Below are 19,678 nucleotides of genomic sequence, written 5' to 3' on the forward strand. Positions count from 1 at the left end.
TCATTTGCGCGCCTCCTGTAACCACCAGGTTGACAAAATCCATGATTCGGCTGAGTAATACAAGGGCGGATTGGGGTAGCCCATTTCTTTACGGTATGCAATGCGATGGGTTGCACTGTACCAATGCGGCACTACATAGTAGCTGTTCCACAGCACGCGGTCGAGTGAACGGGTTGCGGCTTGCAACTGCTCCCTCGTTTCAGCCCGCACAATCGCATCAATCAATGCATCCACGACCGGTGATTGCACGCCAATGACATTATCAGAACCTCTCTCTTTAGCTGCCGCACTTCCATAGCGATCGTAGAGTTCATTCCCAGGGCTTTGGGTGTCGGGAAAGCGAATGGTGGTCATATCAAAATCATAGTCATCCATGCGTTTTTGATGAAGCGCAAAGTCGCTGGTGCGGATATCTACTTTGATTCCTAACTTCTCAAGATTACGTACATACGCGGTCAGAATCCGCAGAAAGAACGGGCCATCTTCGACAATTTCAAAACGGAATACCTCCCCTTTTGCATTACGGAGCGCACCATCGCGATAGGTCCACCCAGCTTCTGCCAATAGCTCTTTCGCCTTGCGAAGATTGCTACGCAAACTACTGGGCGGTGAGGTACTCGGTGCTGGCGGCATTGCCCCAAACACTGCCTCGGGTACAAATTGAGGGTACTTCGCCTGTAAGGGTTTTAGGAGTTTGAGTTCAGCGGCGGTGGGCACGGTCTCACCCTGGTAGTTAGCACTCAAATCACTGTTCTGAAAATAACTTTCAATCCGACTGTATTGATCGTAGAAGAGTTGGCGATTGAGCCATTCGAAATCCAATGCATATCCAAGAGCTTTGCGAACTCGTACATCCTGAAAAATAGGACGACGCAAGTTCATCGCAAAACCCTGCATTCCAGCACCGTTGTGATTTGGAAATGCTTTTTTAATTAGGGTGCCATTATTAAATTTAGGGCCCACATAACTCTTCGCCCAATTTTTAGCGCGGTACTCCACAAGCGCATCAAACTCACCTGCTTTAAATGCCTCTAAGCGCACTGCATCATCGCTATACAGTTTGTAAACAATCCGATCAAAATTAAAGAATCCCACCCGCACATTCACCTTATTGCCCCAGTAGTTCGGGTTACGCTTGTAGATCATCGACTTACCTGCGCGATAGGACTCAATTAAGTAAGGGCCGCTACCAATTGGATGTTCAAAGGTAATCTTGTCAAAGGGAGTATGACTGCCGTCGGCTTTCTTGCCCCAGTTCTTAGAAAAAACAGGTATACCGCCGACCATCAAAGGTAACTCGCTATTGCGGGTCTTAAAGTCAAACCGAATCACTCGCTCCGATACCACCACCGCCTGTTTGACATCGGCGTAAATGGTGCGGTACTGCGGATTGGCAAGTTTGCTCATGAGCGTATCAAAACTGTGTTTGACATCGTCAGCCAAAATCGGACTGCCATCGGAGAACTGCGCCTCAGGTCTTAAACGAAAGGTCACCGACATCTGATCTGGTGCTACTTTTATATCTTCGGCGATTAAGCCGTAGACACTCGAGACCTCATCTGCACTACTCACCGCCAATGACTCAAACATCAAAGCACCGATGCCAGGGGCAGTCACACCCCGCAAGGTGAAGGGGTTGAACTTATCAAAACTGGTGCGGCGGTCTGGATTGGGTAGCGTGAGTGTTCCACCGCGTGGCGCATTCGGATTGACATAGTCAAAATGGGCAAAACCATCGGCATATTTGGGTTTGCCATATTGCGCGATGCCCTGAGCGGCCTCGACTCCCAGAGGGAAAATGAGCATTGAGCACAGTAGCGTGATCAAAAGAGACCGCCAATGCGCCCCAAATTGGCTTGGTAATGATCGCAGGGGTAATTGGCTTAGCATATGCAACAATTGTAGATAGCAAATCAATTTTGAAGTAAAGGACTCATCATGGCTTATTTAAGCGGTAAACGCATCCTCATTACCGGACTCCTCTCCAACCGCTCAATCGCCTATGGCATTGCCAAGGCCTGCCACCGCGAGGGTGCAGAACTGGCATTTACATATGTGGGCGAACGCTTTAAGGACCGCATCACAGAATTTGCTAAAGAATTCAATAGCTCACTCATTTTTGACTGCGATGTGGGTAGCGACGAACAGATCCATGCTCTGTTTGAAGATCTTGGAAAATCCTGGCCCCAATTTGACGGCTTTGTGCACTCAATTGGATTTGCACCCCGTGAGGCAATTGCTGGAGATTTTCTGGAGGGTTTAAGTCGGGAAGCATTCAAGATTGCGCACGATATCTCAGCGTATAGCTTTCCGGCAATGGCGAAAGAAGCGCTCCCCATGTTAAGCCCGAATGCCGCCCTTCTTACCCTAACTTATTTAGGTTCGATGCGTAACGTTCCCAACTACAACACCATGGGGCTAGCCAAAGCATCCCTCGAGGCATCGGTTCGATATTTAGCAGGCTCACTGGGACCCAAAGGCATTCGGGTCAATGGTATTTCAGCTGGTCCGATTAAAACTCTCGCCGCCTCGGGCATTAAAGGGTTTGGAAAAATTCTAGATGCGGTTGAAAAAACGGCTCCTCTGCGACGCAATGTGACAGTGGATGATGTTGGTAATGCAGCCTCATTCTTGCTATCCGACTTAGCTAGCGGTATTACCGCTGAGATTATTTATGTCGACAACGGCTTTAGCCAAGTGGTTGGTGGCATGGATGAGGTTTAGAAATCACTTCCTCAGATCAATCTCTGCCACAAATACCGCTAAGAGAGGCATTAGCGTACTGGCTCAAGCTCGGGTTTATTAGTTTTGGCGGGCCGACCGCTCAGATTGCCATGATGCATGATGAACTGGTCGAGAAAAAACGTTGGATCTCCGAGCGTTGTTTTTTGCATGCCCTTAATTACTGCATGCTGCTACCTGGCCCAGAGGCTCAGCAATTAGCTACTTATTTAGGTTGGCTGATGCATCGAACCTGGGGTGGCATTCTGGCGGGCACCTTATTTATTCTGCCCTCGCTCTTGATTCTGATTGCGTTCTCATGGATTTATCTGGAGTTTGGTCAAACCCCTTTGATTGCTGCGCTGTTTGAGGGAATCAAACCGGCGGTGACCGCGATTGTGATCGTGGCGGTCATCCGCATTGCAAAACGCAGTATTCGTCATGCCATACTGGCCTGGCTTGCCTTCCTATCCTTTATCGCCATCTTTGTTTTTAATGTTCCATTCCCACTCATTATTGTGAGCGCAGGACTCTTTGGATTTTGGTTAGGTCAACGCCACCCATCTCTTTTCGCGCATCAGGCCCACACACCATCTCATCGCAGTAACTCTGGTATTCAAGCTCTCATTGGTGATCACACCCCTACTCCAGAGCATGCTCGCCATAATGCAAGTCGTCTTTATCGACATTTAAGCATTGGGGTTTTATTGTGGCTCATCCCACTAGTCGTTTTGATTCTGATTGAGGGTTGGAGATCGCTCTATCCACAATTGGCTTGGTTTTTTACCAAAGCAGCATTCCTAACCTTTGGGGGCGCGTATGCAGTCCTGCCTTACGTCTTTCAAGGTGCTGTAGAACATTACCAATGGTTAACAGCCCCACAAATGATGGATGGCTTGGCCTTGGGTGAGACCAAACCAGGGCCGCTCATCATGGTGGTTGCTTTTGTGGGCTTTCTGGCAGGGTTTGCTAATGACACGGTCTTGGGTGGCCTCGGTTTTTGGGGAGGAGTACTGGGGGCTTGCGTGGCGACCTGGTTTACTTTTTTGCCATCGTTCTTATTTATTTTTTTAGGTGCCCCTTTGATTGAATCAACCCACGGTAATTTACGCTTTACCGCACCACTGACCGCGATCAGCGCAGCGGTGGTTGGTGTGATTGCCAACCTTGGGGTGTTCTTTGCCTATCAGGTATTTTTTCCGAAGGGCTTCTCGGGTGGTTTATCGGTATTTGCACTTCTCATTTGTTTGGCGTCTTTAGTTCTGATGCTACGACTCCAATGGGGTGTCATTCGTACCTTAGGTCTAGCGGGACTTTTGGGTATTCTGTTTGCTGCCAATGGTGGGCTGTTTTCCTAGATATTGATCGATAAGCCTGATGCCAAACTTGGCATAATGGTGTCATGAGAATCGACGAAGCCACACTATCCCATCTCCAAGAGTGGATTGGTAAATCCGAGCGTTATCCAGATCAAGTGACCGCCGCACCTTACCGCGCTCTTTCTGCAACCCTCGACCGCAATGATCCCGAGCCAAAACCGGGTATCTTTTTGCCAGAGCTATGGCACTGGTTGTATTTTTTGCCACATCCTCAACAGTCCGAAATTGGTCCGGATGGTCATGCCAAGCGCGGAGGCTTCTTGCCACCCGTGCCACTGCCACGTCGCATGTGGGCCGGTGGTCGACTGCGTTGGGTGGGTGAACTGCAAATTGGTGATGCGATCGAGCGCGTATCCACGATTAAGTCGGTCACTCACAAATCAGGACGAACTGGTGATTTGCTGTTTGTCCTGGTTGAACATCAAATCTCCAATCAAAAAGGGCTTGCTTTAACTGAAGAGCATGACATTGTGTACCGAGCAGCCCCAAGTCCTGATGAGAAACCACCAGCTCCAACACCCGCCCCTCGCGATGCGCAGTGGACCAAGGTGATTAATCCCGATCCAGTTCTTTTGTTTCGTTACTCCGCACTCACCTTTAATGGACACCGTATTCATTACGACCGCAGTTATGTCACCCAAGAGGAAGGTTACCCAGGTTTGATCGTGCACGGCCCTTTGATCGCCACGCTCTTAGTGGATCTAGTTAGAGAGCATCACCCCAGCAGAAAGCTGCAATCCTTCGAGTTCAGAGCAATTCGTCCAACTTTTGACATCCATCTCATGAAAGTGAATGCCGCGTTAGATGGTGATGATCCGAGCGGTCAAACCTTGCGGGTCTGGGCAGAAGATCATGAGGGTTGGCTAACGATGCAAGCCAAAGCAGTATTGAGCAAATAGCGATGACGACTCATTACTCTGCTGAACTTGCGTGCTTTGCAAGCCAATTGCAATTTGAAGACATTCCCGAAGATGTCATTTCACGGGCGGAAGATTTATTAGTCGATTGGTTTGCTTCTGCGATTGGCGGCAAAGGTGCAAAACCAGTTGAGATCATTACGCAATTTGCCCAATCGATGGGACCAGTCTCGCAACCTGCGGCTGCCGGATCCGCAGAAATCATTGTATCGCGCTCGATATCGAGTCCATTTCTTGCGTGCTTAGCCAATGCCGCAGCATCGCATGTCGTTGAACAAGACGATGTTCATAACGGCTCGGTCTTTCATCCAGGAACCATCGTATTTCCAGCGGCATTAGCGCTTGCGCAGGCCAAACAACTGAGTGGCCGTGAGTTCTTAACCGCTGCTGTGGTTGGCTACGAGGTCGGCATTAGAGTCGGTGAATTCTTGGGCCGCTCCCACTACAAAATTTTTCATACTACGGGTACCGCTGGTACCTTAGCGGCTGCCGCAACTGTCGGTCGTTTGCTCAAGTTGAGTCCGGAGCAAATGCTGCATGCCTTTGGTTCGGCTGGTACGCAATCGGCTGGCCTTTGGGAGTTCTTGCGTGATGCTGCGGATTCCAAGCAGCTGCATACTGCGCATGCCAGCGCCACTGGCCTGATGTCCGCCTACTTGGCACAAGCTGGATTTACTGGTGCCCAGAAAATACTCGAGGGCGTTCAAGGTCTTGCAGCAGGCACATCAACCGATGCCAATCCTGAAAAATTAATTGATCGACTAGGCTCGCGTTGGTGTTTGGCGGAGACCTCGTTCAAATATCATGCCTCGTGTCGTCATACTCATCCCGCAGCAGATGCTTTATTGCAAGTGATTCAGAAACACGCTGTGCAGATGAATGAGATTGACCGCATCGAGACCCTGGTCCATCAGGGCGCGATCGATGTTCTTGGACCCGCCAGTGAGGCAACTACCTTACATCAGTCCAAATTTTCAATGGGCACGGTTCTAGCGCTAATTTGTAAATATCAATTTGCTGGTCTCGATGAGTTCGCCAAACACTTTCATGATCCCGAGATTCGTGCCCTACGTAATCGGGTGAGTATGGTTTTAGATCCCGAGGTTGATCAAGCTTATCCGCAGCGCTGGATTGGTAAGGTCAAGGTCTATCTTAAAAATGGTCGTATTTATGAAGGTCGCGTCGATGAGCCTAAAGGTGATCCAGGTAATACGCTATCGCGAGCGGAAATTCAAGAAAAAGCCCTACGTTTAGCTGCTTTTAGTGGTGGTGCCACTGAACCCGAGATGCGCGAAGCTATTGCATTGCTATTTGATATTCGTCGGGCAAGTGCTGTCCCGTTTATTTTTTCTAAATAAGGATTGCTGCCATGAACCTCCCCCACTTACCGCTAAGTGATGCATGTTGCTTCTTGTTTGTTCCAGCGAATCAACCGGAGCGCTACAGCAAAGCATTTGCCAGTGGAGCGCAAGGCGTCATCATTGATTTAGAAGATGCGGTTGGTCTAGACGACAAGCCCAAAGCGCGCGAACTACTCAAACAACATTGGTCATCGATTTCAGACTCTGATAAAGAGCGGCTGGTGGTCCGTTGTAATGCACCAGGTTCACCGTTTTATGCAGCGGATTTGGTATTACTCAAAGAGTTGCAAGCACCATGCCTGATGATCCCCAAAACGGAGACGCGCGATCATATCAATGGCGCTGCCGAAGAGCTCCCCAACACCGCATTCATTCCCATGATCGAGACCCCGCTGGGCCTACATCATTTGAATGACATCGCAAGTTCGCAGCAGGTATTACGACTTGCGCTCGGCAACTTTGATATGCAAGTTGAGCTTGGCATCAGCTGCGATGAGAATGAAACGGAACTAGATACCGCCAGATTTATGATGACTTTGGCCTCAAAATTAGCGCAGATAGCCCCACCAATCGATGGGGTTACTCAATCGACGACCGATACAGCTCTTATTTTTGCACATGCACAAAAAGCTAGACGCTTTGGCTTTGGCGCCAAGTTATGCATTCATCCGAAGCAAATACCTGTTGTGAAACAAGCATTTACTCCCAATCCCCAAGAGATCGACTGGGCCCAACGGGTGATTGCAGCAGATCAAGCCTCTGGGGGGCAAGCCGCCAAGGTGGATGGCAAGATGATCGATCGGCCAGTTGTCATGTTGGCGCGCCGCATCCTAAGTTTGGCTGGTAATCCCTAGGTTTACAGCCACAAAACCATGGCAAAATGGCGTTTGCTTTATCCCTAACGGAGACTTTTGAATGAACTTGAAAAAACCTTTGAATGCATTACTTGCTGCGGTGATGGGTGCTGGTGTGTTGTTAAGCGGCACTGCAAACGCACAAAAATACCCTGATAAACCAATTAGCCTCGTGGTCCCATTTGCTGCTGGTGGCCCAACCGACACCATTGCTCGTCTATTGGCAACCCAAATGAGTAAATCCTTGGGTCAATCGGTTGTTGTTGAAAACGTTCCTGGTGCAGGTGGTACTGTTGCTTCTGCAAAAGTTGCCAAATCCAAACCCGATGGTTACACCATTTATATCCATCACATGGGTATGGCTACTGCTCAAGCTCTATATGACAAGCTTCCCTATGACCCCCTCAAAGACTTTGAGTACATCGGTCAAGTTGCTGACGTACCAATGGTGCTCTTAGGTAGCAAAAACTTCCCACCTAACAACTTCAAAGAGCTTGAGGCCTACATTCGCGCTAATAAAGACAAGGTGACCATGGCTAATGCAGGTCCTGGCGCCGTATCTCAATTGTGCGGATTGATTTTTCAGAGCCGTTTGGGTGTGCGCGTGACAACCGTTCCTTACAAAGGTACAGGCCCAGCCTTGACTGACTTAGTTGGTGGTCAAGTTAACATTTTGTGCGACCAAACCACCCAAACCATTCCGTTCATTAAAGACGGCAAGGTGAAGGTCTATGGCGTAACTACTCCTAAGCGTCTTTCCGCCCTCCCCAATGTTCCAACCTTGGATGAGCAAGGCATGAAAGGCTTTGATGTGAAGGTATGGCATGGTATTTATGCTCCCCTTGGCACACCAAAACCAGTTCTCGAGAAACTTAATGCTGCTCTCAAGAAGGCGTTGACCGATCCTGATCTGAAGGCTCGCTTGGATTCCTCGAACATTGATATCGTTCCCGTTGCGAAGCAAAACGGTGAGTCGCTGAAAGCTCACTTGGATGCCGAGATCAACCGTTGGGGTCCGATCATTCGTAAAGCCAACATTCCTGATTAATTTGTTGGACTTTCAATGATTCCAAGGCCGGTGCAAACCGGCCTTTTTATTTGGGCATTAGCCAAACATCCGACCGCGTTTGCGACGCGCCATCAGACTTGCATCGATGCCCCATCCATCCAGATCATTTTGTTTGGGTCTGCCCCAAATCACCCATCGAATACTTAATCCAATTGCCCAGGCAGCGAGAAACGGATCTAAGAGGTAATCCCATAAATTATTCGACTCATGCCAGTGAATGGACCAAGCAATCACGGCAATCGATAACATCAGAGCTTCCCAGGAGTGCTTGGCAAAGAAATAAATTGCGGCGATCAACAAAACAGTTCCTGCAAAAACGCTAGAGTGGTAACCCCAAGCGTAGGTGTCAAAAAAGGTAAGTCCCAAAGCAAATGGATAAAACAGGATAGCTATCACTGCAATCAGTATTGGGGTCACGCTTGCGATTCGAAATGCACTCCATCCACTCCATGTAAATAAAATTAGCAACAGACTCAAAATACTCAAATCGCCAGTCACGCCACGAATGTAAGCTGCAAACGGTAAGTTCCAAGGTGCACCAATTGCAGCGAATGGGGCCAATAAAACGAGTGATGCAATGGTGACAAAGAACAAGCCCGCAATCAAGCCATGAGCCTTATTGAGTATGGAGCGAACTAGATGTAAGCAAATAATGCTCGTCACAAGACTGATCTCGATGAGCGGCAGCTGATGAATGAGGGTAGCCAAGGTCATGGGGTTTGATCCGTTTCTGCTTTTATATGCTGGAGATACGACTGTAAGTTACCAGCATCCCAAAGAATCGACTTAATTCGCTTGCGATTCCAGGTATAGACCAGCAAGACTTGGCCTTGTTGATTCAGACTCATATAGGGATAGGAAAACTCTTCCTTGGGGTTGGTCATTGAGGCCGTCTCATCCTCAAGCACGGCAATCGTCTTCCATGGAGAGTAGTTGCTCTTAGCTGGCTGGCTGCTATCTGCTTGTGTCTGGCCGGACCATGACGCGGCGAGGACCAAGCGATGACGTCCGTGTTCTAAATCATTAAAGACCATCAAACGAGTTCGATCCGATAGCTCCACTCCAGTGATGGCTGCATTCGGATTGGGTAGACCCAAGTCAGGCGCTAACTCCCAACGCTCACCAGCGCTAGTGGTGTAGCTCACCGGAATTTGCTTGGCGCCCGTTCGACGAGCTTGACGAAAATAAGCGCTCGCATGCTTGGCATCATCAATAAAGACAATGGGTTGCAAAGTGCCACGGCCCGAGGTCATGCGTCGTTTATCAAGCATTTGACCGCTCGGATCAAGCCGCAATAACTCTCCGTATTTACCAATCCACTCGTGATAGACCGGCATTCCCATGGTGCCGTCGGCAAACAAAAATCCAGAACCCTTCACTAGGGTACTGAGGTTAATTAAGGGTGTAGTGATGAGACGTTTTGGGCCAGTCCAAGTCAATCCATCATCATCCGAATGCATCACACTGATGGAGCTACCAGCCCAACCGCCGATCGATACCGCTACCACATAAAGTTGTAATTGCCCATTGATATTGCGCATGGGCACAGGATTACCAAGCTTGGCAATGTATCGTCCGAGACTTGCTTGCGCACCCTCTCGATCGAGGACCACGCTCGCTGGACCCCATTGCTTGTTTGTTGAATCCCACACCGCACTCTGAATCACCACATCGGCCGCGCCCTCTCGCGAACCAGCAAACCAAAACGCACGCCAGTTTCCGTCTTTTAATGGAATGACACTTGCCGCATGCACCGAGGGTCTTGTGGTATCAGGTAACCACTCCGCTAAGCCCTGCAATGTAGGCGCATTAACGATGGTCTTCGTTTTCGATGGGCCTGGAATGGACGATAGGATTGGATCGGTATTGGTTGACTCGCTAGGAACTTGAAAATCAGCCCAAGCGGGATGATCGTCCAACTGAAAATACGCCATTGCGATCGCAACCACTAAGAATACAAATGCCAACACCCGCATCATCGACATGCATCTTTCTCGGTGGAGGTATCTTTACCGATATTGAATGGGGCAAACACGATGTACTCTTTCACAAAGAGATTGTCGCTCACTTGGCCCAACAGCATCGCCTTAATCTCATCAGACGAGTGTCGGGCACGCATCTCAAGGCGCTCACCAATCACCTCACAATCGGGGCATGGGGCAAACTTGGTATTCACCGGGGCCTGAACTGCAAAATAGGCATAGCGATTAGCCAACTGGGTGAGATTTTTAGCCTCGCTCGCGGGATAGCCCTTAATTTCAGCGCCTGGAATCAAAAAGCGATACTCCTCGTCTTTAGCTCGAAAGTCGCAAGGGAACCACACCGTTTTACCTTGGAGTGCGGTAATGGTTTTGGTATCAAACCGCCCTGCCACGCCATCAAGCGGCATGATGCTACTACTTAAACTCAGCATCGTGAGAAAACAAGCCAGTAATGTTGCTGTCTTGGTAAAACGGGTCTGAACTAGCCCAGCTAGAACGATGCCGATTGCACCAAGCAGTAAGAACCAATGCCATACGGGATAGGACCAAAGATAGATGTTCCAAGAGAGCCATGTCAAAGCCACCAAGACAACGCCCTGCAATACCAAGCCAATCCATAAGGTCCAGCGATTGAGTTGCTGCCAATGAATAGCCAGTAAGATCGCAATCGCTGGCATGATCGGTAGCAGATATCGGCCTGAGCGCTGACTTGGAAGAGAAAAGATAATGAAGAACACTGCGATCCAAATCCATAGCAACTTCTCTTCGGTGCTCATTGGCTTGCGATCACTGATTGCCAGATAAAAGAGGTTGAATACCGCGAATGTTAAAAATCCGGCATTAGCCACTCCGGTCACTAAGAGCATGCCCACACTATCCCCACCCCAGACGAAGTCTTTTAAATAACTCGTATTTCTGGCTGCGAACTTACCTGCATTTTCACCAATCACGAACTCATTCCAGATCGCCAGCGGGTCCGGATCCAACACAAACCACAGTGCAAATAAGCCTAATGCAATCAGGCCAATCGAGATCACTTTGAGGAGGTCGCGCTGGATGTACTCCATCACCCGACGATCGCGCCATTGCCAGTACCACAGGGATAATACGAGGCAGGCAGGAACAATGTAGGCCACCGATTTATAAAGCAATGCGCAACCAATGGCAAAACCCGTGATTAATGGGAATAAGAATCTAGAGTCAGCCAGTCTTTTGCCAACGATGAGTAACAGAAAAAATGGAAGGGAGAGCCAAAAGATCTCTGGGGGCTCGGCCAGGTAGGGGCGCCCATAGCGATAGGTATTAAAAAAGGCAAGCCAAATGATGCTGGCCAACACTCCAACCGAACGATTTCTACTAATCGCTATTGCACTCAACCCAATTAGGAGGGCTGTGAGTGCGGTGTACACCAAACTGGGCCAGCGCAAATTAAATAGCGACCATGCATTGCCATGCTCGCTTGAGAGCATGCCCTGCCAGAACAACAATGGCGGCTTGGTATTTTTAATACCGATCATTTCTGATTGCAGCGGCAACCATGCATCGGATGCATTGGTCATGCGGACAATATGGGTATAAGGGTATTCATCGCCATTCTTGGGAGCAAAGCGACTATCAACCCCATACAGATAAGTAATGCATGCTAGAACGAGCCCAAACAGAATCGACGGAATAGAAATGGGCGTTTGCATAGTCGCTAGTTTATTAGTCTGGCGTATAGGCCTCTTCATTTCCCAATTAGATTTGCACAAAACCTAGGGAAAACCTTAATCCCAGGGGATTCCTTGGGTTATATCATTATGACTAATAAGTATTGAATTCGTGAGACATTCTTTTAAATATTGCCCATCAATCATTTAATATCACTAAAGCTTTTTGTTGTTCGCATTAAAACCAATGGAGATTATTAAAATGCACTTTCCATCTGCACGTCAGCTCAAGCTCGTAGGGCTTAGCATTGGCACCACAGGTTTGCTGACCTTTAGCGGTATTGCCGCGAGTCAGACCAGTCCAGCTAATATCAATCAACTTTCCTTGGCAGCTACTTGTGCTAATTGCCACGGCACCAATGGCGTTGGCGTACCCAATGCAGGGATGCCACAAATTAATCATTTAACGCCCGATGCGATGTTCACCCAACTCAAGGCCTTCAAGAGCGGCGCCAGAACTGGCACCATCATGCATCAGTTGGCCAAAGGCTATACCGATGAGCAACTTCAAACCATTTCCAATGTACTTGGCAAAAAATAATTGAGGATAAAAAAATGGATCGTCGTCACTTTCTAGGTGTTAGTTCAGCTGCTTCTCTCGGCGTATTAGCCGGTTGCGCAAGCAGTCCTCCTGTCAATATCAGTAAAGCCAATGTGGTCGTGGTTGGGGGTGGCTATGGTGGAGCAACCGCTGCCAAGTATGTGCGGATGTTCTCAAACAATACCGCCCAAGTTACCTTAATTGAACCCAATCCTGAGTTTATTTCTTGCCCACTCTCCAATCTCGTGATTGGAGGCCATACCACCATCTCGAATATCTCAACCCCCTATGACAACTTGACGAAGCGTCACGGCATTAAGGTTGTGAAGGATATGGTGGCCGCCATTGATCCAAAGCAAAAGACTATTCGTCTTGCCTCCGGCGGCTCAATGAAGTATGACAAGCTAATCCTGTCACCTGGCATTGGTCTCATGATGGATACCATCAAAGGCTTAGATAAGGCCAACCAAGAAGGGGTTACGGTTCAGGCATGGAAAGCTGGTGCTGAAACCGTCCTGCTTCGCAAACAACTGGAGTCTATGAAAGATGGTGGCGTCTACGCAATCTCCATCCCAATGGCACCCTATCGCTGCCCTCCTGGGCCTTATGAGCGGGCCTGCCAAGTGGCCAGTTACTTTAAGCAATTTAAGCCCAAGTCCAAGGTATTGATCTTGGATGCGAATGATGATGTGACCTCCAAGGGCGGTCTGTTTAAGAAAGCTTGGGCATCGATGTATCCCGGCATGATTGAATACCGCCCCAAGCACAACGTGGTTGAGGTTGATAGCAAAACAAGGACTCTCAAATTTGATGTACAAAACGATGTTAAGGCTGATGTATTGAATGTTCTACCCCTCATGCGTGCAGGTGATATTGCGGTGAAGACCGGCATTGCCAACTCGAATGCCCGTTGGGTCAATGTGAACTACATCAACTTTGAATCCACTGCCGCCAAAGATATTCATGTTCTTGGTGATTCGATTCAGATTGCGCCAGCAATGCCTAAATCAGGCCACATGGCGAACTCGCATGCGAAGGTTGCAGCAGCAGCTGTGGTTGCTGAGCTCGGCGGCTTTGAGATTAATCAAGCACCTGTACTCACCAACACTTGTTATAGCTTCGTCAATGCAGACGAGGTGGTCCACGTTGCTAGCGTCCACCAGTACGATGCTAAAGATAAGACCTTCAAGACTGTTCCTGGGTCTGGTGGCTTATCGTCCGAACCCACCAAACTCGAGGGTGTTTATGCCTGGGGTTGGGCTCGTAATATTTGGGCGGATAGCTTGGGTTAATAAGTACCCTGCCCCGAGAAAAGCCAAGCGCAATGCTTGGCTTTTTTATTAACCCCGACCGAATGGGCCGTTCAATTGAATCGTGGTCCAGTTTAAAAGCATGGCCACCGAGACCCAAGCCAAGTATGGCAATACTAAGAGGCTAGAGATCGGCGAATACGAACGGGTGGCCAGCACAATCGCTAATACAGAAAGCCATAACCCAACCGCCTCAATCAGAGCCCAGTCCGGTCGTTCCATCCGAAAATACAACACGCTCCAGATGAAATTAAATAAGCCATTCACAATAAAGAGAATGACCAACATGCGAATGGTCTCTTGATTAGGAGCTCGGTGATAGGCCATCACAAAAGCGATGCCCGCAAGAATAAAGATGGTGGACCACATGGGACCAAATACCCAATCGGGCGGTTTCCAAGCAGGCTGCTGCAAACTTTTATACCACTCACCGATATCGGTAGCCCAGGCCCCAGCCAATGCGAGCACTAAACCCCAAACAACAGCAAAAATGATCGGCTTATAGTGTGCAAACCATTCTGCACTCATACCTTAGCCATACCCAAAAGGTGGGCCATGTCTTTAAAGAAGATTTTGATGTGGGCCATGGGGTCTTTGCGGACTAATTTCTTATGCATGTACGACTCAAAAGTTAGACGTTGAACGTCTTTATCTTCGCACATTTTGACAAAACGCTCACGCCGCTTATCGTTGCCGTACCAAAAACGTTGCATGATCCCAAGTACCAAAAAGACGGTACCGTGCTCTTTCATGAAACGCTTACGTGCTTGGGCTAGTGCTTTGACATTTCCTGTCACCAATAACTCATGCACCGATTCTGCGGCTAGGCGGCCACCCACCATGGCGTAATAGATCCCCTCTCCGGAGGCGGGAGCAACGACTCCAGCGGCATCGCCAGCTAAAATCACATCCCGATTGTTATCCCATTTTTTAAGTGGCTTCATCGGTAACGGTGCGCCTTCATGACGAAGAAGCTCGGTGTTCTCTAAATTGGTCAATTTCTTTAATTGGCCAACGGCACCACGCAATGAAAACCCTTTGTCAGCACTGCCGGTCCCAATGCTCATGGTATTGCCATGAGGAAAGATCCAACCATAGAAGTCAGGGGATAGCGTCCCTTGATAAAACACATCGCAACGCGATCCGTCATAACCTTGAGGAGGTGCCTCGGGTACTCGAACAATCTCATGGTAGGCAAACACATAGTCCACATCTTTGGCCCCAGGGATGGCTTGACGCCCGACTCCTGATTTCGCGCCATCAGCACCAATAATCGCCTTCGCTCGGACTGCGCCGGTCTTCTCTGGCTCAGATCGATTCGTTGAGTGAATCCGATAGTGAACAATTGCAGTGCCATCGGTATCGCGTGTGATCTTCTCAAAAATACCAGTGCGACGCGTAGCGCCATCATTGGCTGCTCGGACTCGAAGCCATTCATCGAATTGATCGCGATCGACCATTCCCACAAAGCCACCCTCAATCGGAATATCCACTTGATTATTTTTGGGCGAGATCATGCGAGCCGAGCGGGCTTTAGCCACCAATAACTCATCGGGAATCTCAAAGTCTTTAATCAGACGGGGTGGGATTGCACCACCACAGGGTTTGATACGCCCTGCACGATCAAGTAGTAAGACCGTATGCCCCATTTTGGCAAGATCGCCCGCAGCAGTCGCCCCCGCGGGCCCGCCACCAACGACCACTGCATCAAAGGTTTCTAGGGTACTCATGATGATCCTCCATGGGAAATAAGCTGACGAGGGATTGATGATTCAATCGACTGGGACTTGGTAATTCGTTCAATTGGTCGGATATAAAAGGACAAGATGGCAGCAGCCATAAATAAAATGGCTTCAATGAAAAACACACTCGCGTAGGCGGTCACTGGGTCGCCTAATAAATAACGCGCAAGATCACTCGCTCCAGTTCCTAAAATGCCACCCAGACCAAAGGCAATCGCTTGCGCTGCGCCCCAAACTCCCATTCGCACACCTTCGCGACGCTCCTTGCCCATGCCAGCAAATTGCATCATGGAGCCAATCGCAGCGATTGAAAACGCACCGTTGGATACGCCCAATATAAATACCGTGCTAAAGAATGGCCAACCTGGGCCCACTAATCCAGACATCACCAAACTCAACATGGCGAGCGATGAGGCAATACAACCGCCGACCGTCCACATCCGTAAGGATGATAAATTGGGATTCTTACTTCTACTCGTAACAAATCCACACAAAAGCATCCCGCAAAGCACGCCTGCATGCTGAAGGCCTGATAGGCTTGTCGTTTCTCCAGGCGTTAAACCAAACGCAGTACCTGCAAATGGCTCTAAGATCAAATCTTGCGAGCTATATGCCAACATCGAAATGAAGACAAATACAGTAAAGCGGCGCACTCGGGACTCTTGCCATACTTCGGCTAAGGCCTCTTTAAAGCGCAGCTTGGGTTCATTGGCGTTTTGTGCCGCTTGCGCCAATGATTTAGGCTCAAGCCCATGCAGCGCAATGAAGCTGATGACTAAGGCTAAACACGACACCCCAAGCGACACCATGATGAGGCGTTCAAAGGAAAATGGGTCGAGCAGTTTTCCGCTAATTCCAGCGGTCATGGCAAAGCCAAAGATCATCATCAGCCAAACACAACTTGCGGCCGCGGCTTTGCGTTTCTCATCCACGCGTTTTGCCAGGAGTACCAGTAAGGCAGTACCGCTTGCACTCACTCCCAAGCCAATCATCATGAAAGCAATAAAAGCAAGACCAATACCCCAACTGACATCACGACTCATGAGAGCGACAGCACTTGCTGCTAACACACCCCCACTCGCCAGAACTAACATCCCACCCTGAATCCAGGGCGTTGAACGACCGCTGCGATCCGACCCAAAACCCATACGGGGTCGGATAAATTGCACCAGATAGTGCATCGCCACTAGCAATCCAGGTAATAAAGCAGGAAGCGCGAGTTCAATGACCATCACTCGGTTCAAAACTGATGTGGTTAATACCACCACCGCACCCAAGGAGGCTTGCACCAGACCTAAGCGAGCGATTCCAAACCAATTGAGGGTGGTCGTATGTGACGTCATCTTATCGACCTACTGCAAAGGCACTGACCATCATGCCGCTCACAAATAATGGGACACCAAAACCGCTTAGGAATAAAGCGCGCTTTACGGGGTCCCCCAAGAAATACTTCATCATGAGCAATTGCGCAATGATTAAGACCAGGATCGCCAATGCATGAAATGAACTGCCATGCCAATACAAGAATCCAACCACTAGATATTGCGGGATGATCATCATCAAGCAGGCATTCCAAGCCGCTCCGTTGATACCCAATTGCACTGGTAATGAACGCACACCCATTTGGCGATCACCCTCAATCGCCTTAAAGTCATTTAAGGTCATGATGCCGTGTGCGCCAATACTGTAGAGCAAAGCCAAGGTGATCGATGCGGTTGAGGGAAACACGTCCCCCAACATCACCGCGGAACCGGTGAACCATGCAAGACCTTCATACGATAAGCCGCAAGCTGCATTGCCCCACCAACCATTTTGTTTGAGGCGTAACGGTGGTGCACTATAGGCCCAAGCTAAGAATAGGCCAATTAAGGTAGCAACAAATGCCCAAGGACTTATCCACCAACCCACTAGAAGCGATAATCCAGTCCAAAGAATGGCAATGTACAGACCCCAACGTCCAGGCATACGTCCCGATGGAATCGGACGATTGGGCTCATTAATCGCATCCACATGTCGATCAAACCAGTCATTGATCGCCTGACTAGTGGCACACACCATCGGACCAGCTAGCAATACACCAGCGAGTAATATCTGCCAACGCTCGGTGATGGCGACACCAGTTGCAATCACTCCGCAGGCAAATGCCCACATGGGTGGAAACCATGTAATGGGCTTGAGCAACTCCAGAATTGCAAATGGAGTTGGCCAAGACCGTTGCGAAGTTTGGTTTAAGACCGAAGTCCCCATTTCCATAATCCGTCAGTTGAAAATGGTAGGACCATCATGATGTGCTCCAAGATGGCAAGCGAGAGTAAGGTCGCCAAAATGGTCGAGGACGCAATTTGATACGGGTTGGCATTGATGGCAAACGCATGCTGCCAAAGTGGTAAGGCCACTAAACCTGCCAAGAGAATCGAAATCGGTAATAAGGGGTTCATAGACCGCTTGGTAAAGTAGCTATGCATGTATTGAAGATGCACAGGCAAGAACTTCTCATTTAGATTCAACACACCTAAAAACACATTAAGCTTGGCGCTTTGCCGCATCGCCCAGAGGATGAGAAAGGTCCATAAACCGACTAAATTACTGCCACCCCATGTAGCGACCGCAACAGCAATTCCGAGAATGATGAGAGCTAACTCATGATGTGAGATGGTCTGAAACGCATAAATCGCTTTACGTACACCCCTGCAATCGGGCGGGCATGGAGTGCGCCTGGAGCCGGTGACATACCCTAATAAGAATCCAATCTCTTGCCAAGCCCAAACCAATAAAGCGCATGTAAATCCGCAATATGCTCCAGCCACTGTATTGAGATTAGCACTAGTCTTTAGGCCAACCAAAGCAAAGAGCAAAACCATACCGCTCATCCAAAAGGTCGCCTGATGGGTCGAGCGTGGACGTTGATTGAGTAACAAAATGATTCCGGTGCCAAACCACCATAAGAAGATGGTGTAGAGCATCGGAAAGAGAAAGCTACTCACGCTCATCGATTATTACCAGCTGGGGACCAAGCGGACATTACGGGGTAACTCGTGGTTGTGCACGGGTAAGAAATATGCACGGGCAAAGACTAGGCCAGCACGCACCCCTAAGAGCGGCACCATCACTTTTGCTATGAAACCTCCGCGGGCTTTATAGACATCCATTTTTTGGAATAAGGCCAGCATGCGGTTCATGCACTCATAAAAACGGGGGTCATCTAAGTTCAGAGAGATGGGGAATACCTGCTTAGTAATTTCATTGGTAATCCGCAAGACCTTTTTGTCATAGTCAGTGGGTGAGATTTGCATTGCTTTGTACAACTGTGGTCGTGAATGATCACGGACATACATCGTGCTGTAGACCGCTAAGCAGAAGAACCGAATCCAATACTTATTGAGCCCCGTTAATAAATGGGGGTTGGCGCGCATAATTAATGCAAACGCTTCGCCATGGCGAAACTCGTCGTTACACCATCTCTCAAACCACAAAAAGATCGGGTGAAAACGGAGTTCTGGTTTTTTCTCAAGCTCTCGAAAGATCGTAATGTACCTGGCATACCCAATCTTCTCCGAAAGGTAGGTCGCATAGTAAATAAATTTGGGCTTGAAATACGTGTATTTTTTAGCCTTCGCTAAGAAACCAAGATCAATTCCGATATCAAAATCTTTTAACCACTGATTAATAAAGCCAGCATGGCGGGACTCATCTCGCGCCATATAGCCATAGAGCAATTTCATATCCTCATTCTTGACCTTACGCTTGATCTCGGCATACAAAATGCATCCTGAGAACTCCGAGGTAATCGAGCTAATCAAGAAATCAACAAACTCGTCATAGAGCTCCGGATCCACATTGGAATAGTTCTTGCTCATATCAGCAGGCCGCTGAAAGTGATCAGAATTAATATCGGCTGCAAACTCAGCCATTAGAACATTCCACTCCGAGCGCAATGCATCAATATTAGTCCGATCCACTTCGGCAAAGTCGGTGGTGTAAAAACGCGGACTCAACATGGCATCTTGCAATGCCTTCTTCGTTGAATCATTAATTTGCGGGGTCGCCGGAATCTGGTCTCGTAATAGGCTTTCTGCGGATTCCATCTAGTTCT

General features: G+C 48.8%; 18 protein-coding genes. 8 read left to right on the forward strand and 10 right to left on the reverse strand.

Going from position 1 to position 19,678, the window contains the following annotated elements; all coding sequences use genetic code 11:
• Window positions 1-1,806: an extracellular solute-binding protein gene (locus tag QUE62_RS06480; RefSeq protein ID WP_286261162.1), complete on the reverse strand. Its 1,806-nt coding sequence runs from the start codon at window positions 1,804-1,806 to the stop codon at window positions 1-3.
• Window positions 1,807-1,938: 132 nt separating this feature from the next.
• Between QUE62_RS06480 and fabI the strand changes: the two genes are divergently transcribed.
• The 6 genes from fabI to QUE62_RS06510 all read left to right on the forward strand — a co-directional run bounded on the left by fabI (window position 1,939) and on the right by QUE62_RS06510 (window position 8,280).
• On the forward strand, window positions 1,939-2,724 hold the full coding sequence (gene fabI / locus QUE62_RS06485; protein ID WP_286225033.1) for an enoyl-ACP reductase FabI: 786 nt from the start codon (window positions 1,939-1,941) through the stop codon (window positions 2,722-2,724).
• A gap of 32 nt (window positions 2,725-2,756) precedes the next feature.
• Window positions 2,757-4,079: a chromate efflux transporter gene (chrA, locus tag QUE62_RS06490; protein WP_458574836.1), complete on the forward strand. Its 1,323-nt coding sequence runs from the start codon at window positions 2,757-2,759 to the stop codon at window positions 4,077-4,079.
• A gap of 44 nt (window positions 4,080-4,123) precedes the next feature.
• Window positions 4,124-4,999 (forward strand): HTD2 family dehydratase, encoded by an 876-nt coding sequence (locus QUE62_RS06495; protein WP_286261164.1) that lies wholly within the window; start codon window positions 4,124-4,126, stop codon window positions 4,997-4,999.
• A gap of 2 nt (window positions 5,000-5,001) precedes the next feature.
• On the forward strand, window positions 5,002-6,375 hold the full coding sequence (locus tag QUE62_RS06500; RefSeq protein WP_286261166.1) for an MmgE/PrpD family protein: 1,374 nt from the start codon (window positions 5,002-5,004) through the stop codon (window positions 6,373-6,375).
• Window positions 6,376-6,386: 11 nt separating this feature from the next.
• Window positions 6,387-7,232, forward strand: a complete 846-nt coding sequence (locus tag QUE62_RS06505) for an HpcH/HpaI aldolase/citrate lyase family protein (RefSeq protein WP_286261168.1) — start codon at window positions 6,387-6,389, stop codon at window positions 7,230-7,232.
• A 61-nt stretch (window positions 7,233-7,293) separates the two neighbouring features.
• Entirely contained in the window at window positions 7,294-8,280 is a 987-nt protein-coding gene (locus QUE62_RS06510) for a Bug family tripartite tricarboxylate transporter substrate binding protein (RefSeq protein WP_286223273.1), read from the forward strand.
• 57 nt (window positions 8,281-8,337) lie between these two features.
• On the opposite strand, the gene QUE62_RS06515 is transcribed toward QUE62_RS06510, so the two are convergent.
• From QUE62_RS06515 to QUE62_RS06525, 3 genes are read right to left on the reverse strand one after another with little or no spacing between them, the layout of a single operon-like run.
• Window positions 8,338-9,015: a hypothetical protein gene (locus QUE62_RS06515; protein ID WP_286261170.1), complete on the reverse strand. Its 678-nt coding sequence runs from the start codon at window positions 9,013-9,015 to the stop codon at window positions 8,338-8,340.
• Window positions 9,012-10,286, reverse strand: a complete 1,275-nt coding sequence (locus QUE62_RS06520; RefSeq protein WP_286261171.1) for an exo-alpha-sialidase — start codon at window positions 10,284-10,286, stop codon at window positions 9,012-9,014. The genes QUE62_RS06515 and QUE62_RS06520 overlap by 4 nt, the downstream gene beginning before the upstream one ends.
• Window positions 10,277-11,974 (reverse strand): ArnT family glycosyltransferase, encoded by a 1,698-nt coding sequence (locus QUE62_RS06525; protein WP_286261173.1) that lies wholly within the window; start codon window positions 11,972-11,974, stop codon window positions 10,277-10,279. The genes QUE62_RS06520 and QUE62_RS06525 overlap by 10 nt, the downstream gene beginning before the upstream one ends.
• Window positions 11,975-12,194: 220 nt before the next feature.
• Between QUE62_RS06525 and QUE62_RS06530 the strand changes: the two genes are divergently transcribed.
• A complete protein-coding gene (locus QUE62_RS06530; protein ID WP_286223277.1) occupies window positions 12,195-12,533 on the forward strand; it encodes a c-type cytochrome in 339 nt (112 codons plus the stop codon).
• Between the two features lie 14 nt (window positions 12,534-12,547).
• Complete coding sequence (locus QUE62_RS06535; protein WP_286223278.1) at window positions 12,548-13,825, forward strand: NAD(P)/FAD-dependent oxidoreductase; 1,278 nt, start codon at window positions 12,548-12,550, stop codon at window positions 13,823-13,825.
• A gap of 48 nt (window positions 13,826-13,873) precedes the next feature.
• Here the strand turns inward: QUE62_RS06535 and QUE62_RS06540 are convergent, their stop codons facing one another.
• Genes QUE62_RS06540 through acsF form a run of 6 tightly spaced genes read right to left on the reverse strand, consistent with a single transcriptional unit; the run spans window position 13,874 to window position 19,670 of the window.
• The gene (locus tag QUE62_RS06540; RefSeq protein WP_286223279.1) at window positions 13,874-14,371 is read right to left on the reverse strand and encodes a TspO/MBR family protein; all 498 of its coding nucleotides are present in this window, start codon (window positions 14,369-14,371) and stop codon (window positions 13,874-13,876) included.
• Window positions 14,368-15,573, reverse strand: a complete 1,206-nt coding sequence (locus tag QUE62_RS06545) for a geranylgeranyl diphosphate reductase (RefSeq protein ID WP_286223280.1) — start codon at window positions 15,571-15,573, stop codon at window positions 14,368-14,370. Before QUE62_RS06545 ends, QUE62_RS06540 begins: the two co-directional genes overlap by 4 nt.
• Entirely contained in the window at window positions 15,570-16,928 is a 1,359-nt protein-coding gene (locus QUE62_RS06550) for a BCD family MFS transporter (protein ID WP_286223281.1), read from the reverse strand. The genes QUE62_RS06545 and QUE62_RS06550 overlap by 4 nt, the downstream gene beginning before the upstream one ends.
• 1 nt (window position 16,929) lies before the next feature.
• Window positions 16,930-17,838, reverse strand: coding sequence for a chlorophyll synthase ChlG (chlG, locus tag QUE62_RS06555; protein ID WP_286261176.1), 909 nt, complete (start codon window positions 17,836-17,838; stop codon window positions 16,930-16,932).
• Window positions 17,814-18,569 (reverse strand): putative photosynthetic complex assembly protein PuhE, encoded by a 756-nt coding sequence (gene puhE, locus QUE62_RS06560; RefSeq protein WP_286261180.1) that lies wholly within the window; start codon window positions 18,567-18,569, stop codon window positions 17,814-17,816. Before puhE ends, chlG begins: the two co-directional genes overlap by 25 nt.
• Before the next feature lie 12 nt (window positions 18,570-18,581).
• Complete coding sequence (gene acsF, locus QUE62_RS06565; RefSeq protein ID WP_286223284.1) at window positions 18,582-19,670, reverse strand: magnesium-protoporphyrin IX monomethyl ester (oxidative) cyclase; 1,089 nt, start codon at window positions 19,668-19,670, stop codon at window positions 18,582-18,584.
• Window positions 19,671-19,678 lie beyond the last annotated feature (8 nt).

Source organism: Polynucleobacter sp. HIN9, from assembly GCF_030297635.1.
Lineage (GTDB): Bacteria > Pseudomonadota > Gammaproteobacteria > Burkholderiales > Burkholderiaceae > Polynucleobacter.

Excerpts from the sequence above, each read along its gene's own strand:
- QUE62_RS06500 (WP_286261166.1), top strand. The coding sequence starts at position 5,002 with ATGACGACTCATTACTCTGCTGAACTTGCGTGCTTTGCAAGCCAATTG.
- chlG (WP_286261176.1), bottom strand. The coding sequence starts at position 17,838 with ATGGAAATGGGGACTTCGGTCTTAAACCAAACTTCGCAACGGTCTTGG.
- QUE62_RS06525 (WP_286261173.1), bottom strand. The coding sequence starts at position 11,974 with ATGCAAACGCCCATTTCTATTCCGTCGATTCTGTTTGGGCTCGTTCTA.
- QUE62_RS06530 (WP_286223277.1), top strand. The coding sequence starts at position 12,195 with ATGCACTTTCCATCTGCACGTCAGCTCAAGCTCGTAGGGCTTAGCATT.
- QUE62_RS06535 (WP_286223278.1), top strand. The coding sequence starts at position 12,548 with ATGGATCGTCGTCACTTTCTAGGTGTTAGTTCAGCTGCTTCTCTCGGC.
- QUE62_RS06480 (WP_286261162.1), bottom strand. The coding sequence starts at position 1,806 with ATGCTCATTTTCCCTCTGGGAGTCGAGGCCGCTCAGGGCATCGCGCAA.
- QUE62_RS06550 (WP_286223281.1), bottom strand. The coding sequence starts at position 16,928 with ATGACGTCACATACGACCACCCTCAATTGGTTTGGAATCGCTCGCTTA.
- fabI (WP_286225033.1), top strand. The coding sequence starts at position 1,939 with ATGGCTTATTTAAGCGGTAAACGCATCCTCATTACCGGACTCCTCTCC.
- QUE62_RS06510 (WP_286223273.1), top strand. The coding sequence starts at position 7,294 with ATGAACTTGAAAAAACCTTTGAATGCATTACTTGCTGCGGTGATGGGT.
- QUE62_RS06520 (WP_286261171.1), bottom strand. The coding sequence starts at position 10,286 with ATGTCGATGATGCGGGTGTTGGCATTTGTATTCTTAGTGGTTGCGATC.
- QUE62_RS06545 (WP_286223280.1), bottom strand. The coding sequence starts at position 15,573 with ATGAGTACCCTAGAAACCTTTGATGCAGTGGTCGTTGGTGGCGGGCCC.
- acsF (WP_286223284.1), bottom strand. The coding sequence starts at position 19,670 with ATGGAATCCGCAGAAAGCCTATTACGAGACCAGATTCCGGCGACCCCG.
- QUE62_RS06495 (WP_286261164.1), top strand. The coding sequence starts at position 4,124 with ATGAGAATCGACGAAGCCACACTATCCCATCTCCAAGAGTGGATTGGT.
- QUE62_RS06540 (WP_286223279.1), bottom strand. The coding sequence starts at position 14,371 with ATGAGTGCAGAATGGTTTGCACACTATAAGCCGATCATTTTTGCTGTT.
- QUE62_RS06505 (WP_286261168.1), top strand. The coding sequence starts at position 6,387 with ATGAACCTCCCCCACTTACCGCTAAGTGATGCATGTTGCTTCTTGTTT.
- QUE62_RS06515 (WP_286261170.1), bottom strand. The coding sequence starts at position 9,015 with ATGACCTTGGCTACCCTCATTCATCAGCTGCCGCTCATCGAGATCAGT.